We start from the raw sequence: 9,854 nt of genomic DNA, 5'->3' as shown, positions 1-9,854 counted from the left end.
CTGCGCAGGTCGGCCAGGCCCGGCCTGCGGATGTCTTTCAGTTCGTTCAGGAGTTGATCGTATGCAGGCAGATCTGACGGCCATGTCTCCTGACTCATGGTCACCAGGCTAAGACTTGATCCGTAATTCCCGTAGGAGGCACGGACTGCATCCGGTTCGGCTGGTCCGGGCGCTCCGGTGTGGTCACCTTGCGGTGTCTCATCCGGGGTTGCTCGGGGCGTGTCCGGAATTCGGTGAGCAGAGGCCCGCCGTTCAGCGGGCTGCCGCAGGTGTTGTACCGGCGAGCCGGTGGTCAGCACCTCACGCGGTTGACTCACGCAGGCCGTCTTCTCGGCCACCGCCGACCATACCAGCTCGCCGGGTCGGCGAATTTGGGAACGCATTTCCGAATTCCGAGGCCATGACTTTCTTGATCGACGGAGACCACACCCGCCCACACATGAGGTGACCGATATGACCCAGCCCCTCGAGGACCCGCCCGCCACGGAATACGAAGAGCAAGAGGAACCCGCCCCCGGCGAGGAACACCGCACGCCGGACGAATACCAGGAATACGGCGCCGGACCCCCGCCCACCGAACACGAGGAGCCACCACCTCCGTCGCCCTCGCCGACCGCCTCGGCGCCCTCGCCGGCCGCCGCGGCCGCGGCCGCGGCGCCCACCGAGGCCGAGGTCCCCGGGACGGGTCCCGCGCAGGTCGCGCACGGGGGACGCGACCTGCGCGGGGACACCGCCCTGCTGCCGCTCTCGCTGCGCGACCGGTTCCGGCTGCGGGCCGTGCTGCGCCGCCCCGAGCATCCGTACCAGGCGGCCGTCTACCGCGTCGAGGACGACCGCGGCACCCACATCCTCAAGTGGTACCACCACGGACACGGCCCGGACCGCACGGTGTGGGAGCTGCTGCGCGACCGCCCGCGCCGCCACCTCACCCAGTTCACCGAGACCGACGACACCGGGGCGGACGGCCATCCGTACGACCTGGCCCCGTCCTACGGCGAGACCGACCTGGCGCGATATCTCAGGGACAACCCGGGCCCCGTCGACCCCGGGCTCATCCAGCGCGTCGTACGGCAGCTGCACGAAGCCCTCACCACCCTGCACGAGCTGAACATCGTGCACCGGGACCTCAGCCCGGCCAATGTCGTGCTCGGCAGCCTCGACCCGGACGCCCCGAACGCCCCGGACCTCGCCCTCGTCGACTTCGCCGTCTCCGCCTACGAGCCCACCGAGCGCTACACCCGCAACGAGCGCTGGGTCGGCACCGCGCTCTACATGTCCCCGCAGGCGTCGCTGCGCAACCAGCTCATCCACCCGCCCGCCGACTGGTGGTCGCTCGGGATGATCGTGGCCGAGATGGCCGGCGGCCGGCACCCCGTCCCGTTCACCGACAACGACTTCGTCCGGGAGGAGATCAGCTCCCGCGCCCCGGACCTGGTCCTGGTCACCGACGCCCGGCTGCAGCTGCTCTGCAAGGGGCTGCTCACCCGCGACCCCGAGCACCGCTGGGGCACCGACGAGGTGGCGCAGTGGCTGGTGGGCGGCACACCACCGATCGCCCCCTGGGAGGAGGGCACCGCCCCCGGCGCATCGGACCCGGCCGAGGACCCGGGCATCGAGCCGTTCGCGTTCCTCGGCGAGCAGTACACCCGGCCGAAGCAGCTGGCCAGGGCGTTCAGCGACAACTGGCGGCAGGCCCGGCACACCCTGGCCCGACGGCGCACCCGCGGGGAGTTCACCCGCTGGCTGCGCCAGTTCGAGAACAGGCCGGGCCACGATGCCGACGAACTGGCCGCGCTGCTCGCCCTCCTGGAGGACGAACCGGGGCCCGCCACACTGGTCCGCCTGATCTCCTGGCTCGGCCCCACCCTCGACACCTCCTACCGCGGGGTGCCGCTCGACCCCGCGGGGCTGGGGGAGTTGCTGCGGGCGGCCGGGCGCGGCGACGAGTTCGCCCTCTCCGTCGTCGAGGACCTTCAGGACCACACCATCCTGCCGCTGTTGGAGAGGCGGCCCGGCGGTGAAGGGCTCGGCGAGGTGCATCAGCGGTGGCTGACGGCCCGGTCCCGCTGGGAGCACACCGTCGAGCAAGTGATCACGGAGTCGCCCCTGCTGCGCACCGCGCGCGCCGAGGTGCGCGCCGCCACCCGGCTCGACCGCACCCGGCTCGCCGCGCTTCTGTCGCAGGCCGCGGCCCCCGAGGCGCGGGGACGGCGGCTCCGGGACCGGACCGCCCGCACCCAGGCCGCGCTGGAGCAGCCGGTGGCCTGGTACGACCGGCTGCTGCGCGACCCGGACGACCTGGTGCGGCTCCAGCTGGCCGAGTGGCTGGCCGGATACGCCACGCAGGAGTCGGACGAGGCGCAGGGCCGGATCGACGAACAGCGCGCCGCCCTGCGCACCGAGCGCGACCTGGACGTGGCCACCCTGTGGGTGCGCAGAGCGGACATGCTGCCCACGCTCGGCTGGGCCCTCGGCGGGGCCATGGTCCTGGTCTGCCCCTGGATTCTCGTGATCGGCCTGAGCGACCTCGCGGGATGGGCCGCGCAGAGCACCGTGCTGACTGCCTGGATGCTCGCCCTCCCGGCCGCCGCCGCCGTCCCGGCGCTGGAGCTGTGGGCGGCGTACCGCATCGGCAGCCCCTTCTACCACCCGAACCGCTCCCTGGCCGGACTGCTGATCCGCCGCGCGCTGCCCGCCGCCCGCTTCATACGCACCCCCGGCGCCCGCTTCCCGGTCCGCGGCCTGCTGATCCTGCTGCCGCTCGGCCTGATGTGGCTCACCGTCGTCTACGCCGCCTGGGTGTGGCCGCTGGCCACCGTGGCCGCGCTCGCCTGGTGGACCTGGCACCGGCTGCGCGGCTGGCGGCGCTACGTCGCGGAGTTGCGCGGCCGGGACGACCGGGCCCACCCCGGCCGCCGGGGGACGGCGGCCACCACGCCACGAACGGGGAACGTCACATGAGTTCAGCAGCAGCCCTCGCCAGCGTCGACGACGTGGTCCCGTATCTCTTGTCGGAGCCCCCTCCGGATTTCAGCCTCATTTCGGAACCCAGCACCCTTCCGAACGCCGTCCCGAACACGGTGCCGGACACCGGGGTTCCGCAGGACGTCACTCAGAACACCGGGTTGTCGGGCCACATCGACACGGGAGTCGGCCAGCACTTCGTCGACGCCGTCAACAGCGCCACCGACCACGCGGTGGACACGGCCATGGACCAGGTGCACGACATGATGGTGCCCGCCCTGATCGGCCTGAGCTCGCTCGGCGGGGCCCTGCTCGTCGGCCGTGCCGCCATGGCCGGTGCGCAGCTGCTCTCGGAGGCCGTCATCCGCGCCGCCGCGGACCAGGCCGAGCTGGAGCAGCGGCAGCTGGAAGCCTGCCGGGCCGCCGCGTGCTGGAAGGACGCCGCCTTCGCCGCGGCCCGGGCCAACGCCCGTATTGACTCACTGCGCGCCCGGATCCGGCGGTCCGCCGTGCCCACCGGCCCCGACGGACCGCCCGGCGCGCCCGACCTGCCGCCGCTGCTGGACCTGAACGGTGCGAGCCTGGAGCAGATGTGGCGCCTGCTGGCCGACACCGACCGCCGGCTCCGATGCGCCGAGGCCGCGTATGCACGGGCGACGATGGAGGCCGCCGCCGGCCCGGTGTCCGTGGCTCACCCCGACGGCGACGACGGCTGGCACGCCAAGCTGCGCGCCCGGCGTCAGCAGGTGCTGGAGGAGTACGAGCAGGCAGCCACCGAGGCCGAGACGCCGACCGCCGCCTCACAACCGCAGCCCACCGTGGCGGCGGGCGCGCTCACCGAGGACGAGGTAGTACGGCGGGGCGCCGAACTGCTGGCCACGCTTCCGCACCACGTATCCGCGGCGGACTACCGGCTCGTGGAGGAGCAGATCGCCAGCGCGGCGGAGGTCGTCGCCCGGCGGCCCTCCAAGGCCAAGCTCCATCTGCGGCAGGCCGCCCACTTCGCCGAGCAGAAGACACTTGATGCCGAGCAGCGGCGGGAGCACGAGGAGTGGGCGGCCCAGCAGTTGGCCTTCCTCCGGAACGTCCCGCCCGACATTCCCGGCCCGCTGCCGGACGCCACGGCGGAGATCGCGATTCTGGAGGGAGTCCTGGACAAGGGCAGCACGCTGACGGACACCGAGCGCCGCCGGGTCGAGGCCCGCGTCGGCGAGCGGGTCGGCGCGTACGAGCGCGCGTACGCCGCGGAGGTGATCCGCGCTGCGGTCGAACACGGGGAGCCCGAGACCATCACGCACTCCACGTCCGGAACGGTCCAGGTGATCGACTGGACCCCGCCGGGCTGGGGCGATGAACACTGGCTCCGCGTCAGCGTGGATGTGCACGGCTCCGCCCAGGTCGCCACCATGCACCGCGAACGCGACCCGGCCGAGGAGACCGACGCCGACCGCGACCTCGACGAGCGGCGCTGCGCCGAGGCCTCCGAGCACCTGGAGGAGTTGCGGCGGCTGGCCAAACAGGCGGGCCTCAGCCTGAAGTTCGACCTCGGGGAGCCGCCCGAGCAGGCAGCCCCGCCCACCAAGACCCGGTCGGCCCGTGACGACCGCACCGCGCCCAAAGCCCGCGACCACAACGACCAGGAGCGGCGCCGATGACCACGATCGAGACAGGAACGTCGCCCGCGTCCCCGGCGGCCGGCCGCCGGGAGCGCGTCCTCCCGGCCTTCGCCGAGGAACTGGCCGGCACCCTCAGCGTCCACTCCCAGTACGTGCTGCACGGCAGCATCCGGGACGTCCACCTCGTCCGCCACGACAAGAACCCCGACGAGGGCGGCGCGGAGCGGCAGTACGACGCCCACCACACCCTCACCGAGGTCCTGTGGAACGCCCTGTGGCAGGAGGGCTACGAGGCGCTGATCCGCTTCGACATCGCGGACGGCTTCACCGTCGTGACCGGCCCCGCGACCCAGGAGGTGCGCGAGTTGCTGCACGGCCGGGACGCCCCCAGAGCCGCCGCCCGCACCCAGCGCGCCGACACCCCGGCACATCTGGCCGAGGCCGAACGCACCCTGCGCTCGATCGTCACCGGCTGGAAGCAGCAGGGGCAGCGGACGAAGAAGACGCCCGAGGTCCGTCCGCGCCCCGAGCCGCCCCAGCGGCAGCACCCGTACCGCGTGGTGCTTCTGATCGACTACGCCGCCCGTATCCCCACCGATGTCACCCGGCTCAGCGACCCGGAGCGGGACTTCTTCCTCAACTGCCTCAAACTCGCCGAGGACGCCCGGCCGATCCCGGACCCGGACAGCGGGCGGCGGCTGTTCAACCCCGTGATCTGGCTCGCCGACGGCGAACGCGACCTGCCCACCTGGCTGGTGGCCGGCAGCGAGCGGGTCCGTACGATCGGCATCCCGCTGCCCGACCTGGGCAGCAGGCGGCGCATGGCCCAGCTGCTCGCGGAGGAGCACATCGCCAATTCCGGGGGCGGCGGCGAGGGTGCGAACGGGCAGGTGCGGTTCGACAAGGAACAACTCGACGGGGAACGGCCGCCGGACGAACACGACGTCGACACCTTCGCCCGGGCCACCGCCGGGCTGACGCTGCGCGCGATGCGGGAGAGCGCCCGTATGGCCCTCGACCGCGGACTGTCGTTCGCCGAGATGCGGGACGCCGTACGGATCTACCAGCTCGGCGTCAAGGACAACCCCTGGCAGGCCGATTACGTCCGCGAGCAGATCAGGAAGGGCGAGGCGTACATCCGCTCGCGGGTCAAGGGCCAGGAGAAGGCGGTCGGCAAGACACTGGACATCCTCAAACGCGCCGCCCTCGGCCTCTCCGGCGCCCAGGCCTCCCACCCCGGCAGCCGCCCGCGCGGTGTGCTCTTCTTCGCGGGCCCGACCGGAACAGGCAAGACGGAGCTGGCCAAGTCGGTGGCCACGGTGCTGTTCGGCACCGAGGACGCCTGTCTGCGCTTCGACATGAGCGAGTTCTCCGCCCCGCACTCGGTGGACCGGCTGCTCGGCGCGCCACCGGGATACGTGGGCTACGAGGCGGGCGGCGAGCTGACCACGGCGGTGCGCAACGACCCTTTCCGCGTGGTGCTGTTCGACGAGATCGACAAGGCCGACAAGGGCGTGCTCGACAAGTTCCTTCAGGTACTGGAGGACGGCAGGCTCACGGATGGGCAGGGGGTCACCACGTACTTCAGCGAATGCGTGCTGATCTTCACCTCCAACCTCGGGGTCAGGAAACGGACCGGCGAGGGCCGGCGCGAGGGGCGGGTGGCCGAGCCGGGCATGCCGTACCACCAGCTGGAAGAGATCATTCTGACCAACGTCAAGGAACACTTCGTCGAGGAGATCGGCCGCCCGGAGCTGATGAACCGGCTCGGCGGCAATGTGGTGGTCTTCGACTACATCGACGCAAAGGTGGCCGCCGAGATCTTCAACTCGCAGGTCGGCAACATCCAGCGGGTGCTACGGGAGGAGCAGGGCGTGCATCTGCGCCTCTCCGACGATGCGCATCAGGCGCTCTCCGCCCACTGCACGGCCGACGTCGACAACGGCGGCCGGGGCATCGGCATGCTGCTGGAGACCCATCTGATCAACCCGCTGGCCCGCGCGCTCTTCGACCAGGAGGAGCTGGCGGGCACGGTGGTCACCGTCACCGGCGTACGACCGGCCGGGGACGGGACGGTGGCCCTGGACCTGCGGGTGGTACGGGGTGGCGGCCGGTGAGCAGGGATGGCTGGGCGAGCGTTCCCGAGCCCGGGGACGATGAGCCCCTTGAGCCGCGAACCTCGTGGGAGGCCGCACCCCCCGGCCCCCACTTCGACCCCGTTGACACCTGGCCGCCCGGGGTCGAGGGGTCGGCGCCCTGCTGGAAATGCCGCGCCCAGGTCCCCTCTCGGGACCCCCGCTGCGCATCCTGCGGCAGTACGCGCACCCATGTGCTGCTGATCTGCTCCGATCCGTGTCTGGAGCTCAGCCACGGCCCCGGCGCACCGCTCACCCTGGGCCGTCACCCGGACTGGGCGCCGGACACCGCCGCCGTCTTCGCCGACCGGCCGAAGGTCTCCCGCCGCCATGTGTCGATCACGGTGGAGCCGGACGGGCGCGCCTGGGCCGAGGAGCCGCCCGAGGGCAGCCACAACGGCACCTTCATCAACGGCGCCAAGCTCATGCCGGGCGTCCGCACCCCGCTGCGCGACGACGACCAGCTCCGGCTCGGTCTGCGGATCAGCATCACCGTACGGCTGTACGGGCCCGGAACCGGAGCCAGCTGACCCCGGCCCGGCGCGGGGCAGCAACCCCCGTGCCGCCCCGCGCGCTCACATCCGCATGCCGGGCGGCACGATGACCGCCCGCAGCGGAGCCAGGAGTTCGTTGGCCACGCTCGCCCCCTCGAAGGTTCCCAGGTTGTGGGCGTAGCCCGGCACCGCCTTCAGCGGCTCCGCCCCGCAGCGGTCGCCGAACAGCACCAGCGCCCGGCGGTCCCGGTGCCGCCGCGACTCCCACAGCAGCCCCTGGGCCTCTGGCGCCTGGCGCCGGATCTCCCGCGCCCAGGCGCGGGTCTGCGCATAGCCCGGCCCGTCGGTCTCCAGCAGCCAGGAGTTCTGGAACACCCCGGCCAGGTCCTCCTCCTTGACCAGCCGGACCAGCGTGAGGTCTTCGGTCACCCGCAGCTTGGAGAGCGAGCGGATCGCGGCCTTCGCCCACGGCACCTGACGCGTCCCGGCCGGCCAGGTGAACTCCATGTCGCGCAGCAGCACCTCGGCCAGGGTGGTGGTCGGTTCCAGGGCCGCGTACAGATACGGATACGGGTCCTCGGCCGTGCCGTCGAAGCGGCTGCCGCCGAAGTGTGAGTGTGCGGTGACCGGGTTGAACTCGGTGCAGCAGTACGCCGTTTCATGGCACCGCCACAGCTCGGTGCCCGCTTCCAGACCGACCAGGGTCGGGCTCATCCGCGCGTCCTCGTAGGGAGCCTGCTCTACCATCGCCCGTCCCCCACCAACGCGGCGGCGGCCTCGGTCAGCAGCGCGTCCGGCACCCGTCCGACGAGGGCGGCGGGCGTGTCGCGCAGCCAGGAGTTGCCGGCGAGCCACCAGTCCGCCGCGCCCCAGGGGTCCTGGTCGGACAGCAGCAGCCTGTTGATCCGCTGCACGACCGGGTGGGGCTCGCCGGTATCCGGATCGAACTGGAAGTCCGGGTAGCGGTCCCCCAGCTCGGGGTCGGTCAGCCGGATGAGCCCGGCCCTGGCCGGGTCCTGGGCGGCGGCGCCCGTGAGCTCTTCCGGACCGCGCGCGGGAGCGGTCAGCAGCCGCCGTCTGACCCCCCGGGCGATCTCGGCGCTCGCGGGGTCGAGCGTCGGCCAGTCCACCGACTCCAGCAGCCGTATCAGCTCGTCCAGTTGATCCGCGTCCGGCAGAACCGCCGCCGGGGCGGCACCCGCCGAGCGGAACTGGTCCAGCCGCCTGCGCAGTTCGTTCTCGCGCGGCAGGGGCAGCAGACACAGCCGCACCTCGCGCAGCGCGAGGCGCATGGCCCGCCCGTCGTCCCCGACCTCCCCGAGCCGTCGCACGCTGTCCTGGAAGCGGGCGAACTGCGTGGCGGTGAGCGAGGCGCGGATCTCCGGCAGATGCCGGCGCAGCAGTTCCATCAGATCGTTGGTGGTCATGCCGGTCCTCCCGCCACGGCGGCCTGGGCCGCGGGGTTGCCCTGGTGAATGAACCCGGCCCAGGACACGACCTGGGCCAGCCCCCTCACATTGCCCTCGGTCTCCGCCAACAACTCGTCCATCAGCCCGGGTACGGGGCGCCGGTTGGGGTCGAGCATCCACAGCTGCGCGGCCCGCAACGCATCCGGCGGCGCCAGCCCCATCACGGTCAGATGGTGGTGGAAGACCACCATCAGCGCGGCGGACGCGCTGTCGGACACCTTCCACCGCGAACCCACCACATCCGTGGCCCCACGCGCCAGCAACGCCGTCGTCGGGGTCAGCGCCTCGTCGTGATCACGGCTGCTGAGGTCCGTCTCACAGGCACTGAGCACGACCAACGGCCCGACGACGGACTGATCCTCGACGGGGACGTCAAGGATGTGGGTTACCGTCAGCCGACCGGATCCCTGAGCACCCTCGGCAAGATGCAGCGCCGAGTCGGTGGGCCGCAGCCCGGCCAGACCATGCACCACAAGATGCAGCAACGAGGCAGGCGATGGACTGCCGGGGAGGTGGGAGAGGACATCCTCGGGCGTACCGCCATCCCCCTCGGACGCGTTCTCGTGCCATCCGTACAACAGAGCATCGGGATAGTACGCGGCCCGCAGAGCCGCCACCTCGTCCTGCGCCCACATCAAATCCCCGCTGGGATCGTCCACCAGCACCGCACGCTCACCGGCCGCCATCCGCCCACGCCGCGCCGCCCGCAGAAACTCCCCACCGGACGCGGCATACGACACGACCACGCCCTCGCACACATACCTGTACGCCGACGGCGCAGGGAGCCGCGCCGCGTGCCAGGGCACCGCACCGAGATTGCCGCATGGCACGAGCACAAGCCGGACAGGGGCCTGCTCATCCGGCCCATCCGCCGTACGGACCCCCAGCGCGCCCAGCACCGGCCCGAACACGGCAGGCCCCGCCCAGTCGCACAGCCCCTCCAGCGCAGCCTCCCACCGCCGATGGGCCTCGTCGTACGCGTCCAAGTCGCCCGCAGGCACCGCCGAACGCCGCGCACCCGCGTCCAGATACCGCTCCAACGGCTCGCGGCCGTGCGCGCCGAGCCCCGGCAGCGGCAGCACCGTTGGCTCCCCGGTACGCCGTACGAGGATGGCCACACCGTCCGCCGCGCCCTGCCCGGGCACCAGGTAGACCAGGGCGTCGGCGCCGACGCCC

The 9,854-nt window shown here is 72.3% G+C and carries 7 protein-coding genes; 4 read left to right on the top strand and 3 right to left on the bottom strand.

Annotated elements, in window-relative coordinates:
* Positions 1-453 precede the first annotated feature (453 nt).
* The 4 genes from CCN51_RS20500 to CCN51_RS55020 all read left to right on the top strand — a co-directional run bounded on the left by CCN51_RS20500 (position 454) and on the right by CCN51_RS55020 (position 7,245).
* Positions 454-2,961 (top strand): protein kinase domain-containing protein, encoded by a 2,508-nt coding sequence (locus CCN51_RS20500; protein WP_014177765.1) that lies wholly within the window; start codon positions 454-456, stop codon positions 2,959-2,961.
* Positions 2,958-4,619: a hypothetical protein gene (locus tag CCN51_RS20495; RefSeq protein ID WP_014177766.1), complete on the top strand. Its 1,662-nt coding sequence runs from the start codon at positions 2,958-2,960 to the stop codon at positions 4,617-4,619. Before CCN51_RS20500 ends, CCN51_RS20495 begins: the two co-directional genes overlap by 4 nt.
* Positions 4,616-6,697, top strand: coding sequence for an AAA family ATPase (locus tag CCN51_RS20490; protein ID WP_014177767.1), 2,082 nt, complete (start codon positions 4,616-4,618; stop codon positions 6,695-6,697). Before CCN51_RS20495 ends, CCN51_RS20490 begins: the two co-directional genes overlap by 4 nt.
* Before the next feature lie 212 nt (positions 6,698-6,909).
* A complete protein-coding gene (locus CCN51_RS55020; protein WP_014177768.1) occupies positions 6,910-7,245 on the top strand; it encodes an FHA domain-containing protein in 336 nt (111 codons plus the stop codon).
* Between the two features lie 45 nt (positions 7,246-7,290).
* On the opposite strand, the gene CCN51_RS20480 is transcribed toward CCN51_RS55020, so the two are convergent.
* From CCN51_RS20480 to CCN51_RS20470, 3 genes are all read right to left on the bottom strand, one after another.
* Positions 7,291-7,923, bottom strand: a complete 633-nt coding sequence (locus tag CCN51_RS20480; protein ID WP_014177769.1) for an RES family NAD+ phosphorylase — start codon at positions 7,921-7,923, stop codon at positions 7,291-7,293.
* 26 nt (positions 7,924-7,949) lie between these two features.
* Positions 7,950-8,636, bottom strand: coding sequence for a hypothetical protein (locus CCN51_RS20475; protein WP_014177770.1), 687 nt, complete (start codon positions 8,634-8,636; stop codon positions 7,950-7,952).
* Positions 8,633-9,854, bottom strand: a 1,222-nt coding sequence (locus tag CCN51_RS20470; protein WP_143675856.1) for a CHAT domain-containing protein, incomplete at its 5' end; no start/stop codon positions are given. The genes CCN51_RS20475 and CCN51_RS20470, both read right to left, overlap by 4 nt.

The sequence above is a fragment of the Streptomyces milbemycinicus genome, assembly GCF_002154605.1.
GTDB classification, from domain to species: Bacteria; Actinomycetota; Actinomycetes; order Streptomycetales; family Streptomycetaceae; genus Streptomyces; species Streptomyces milbemycinicus.
This window is presented reverse-complemented; position numbering and strand designations above follow the sequence as displayed.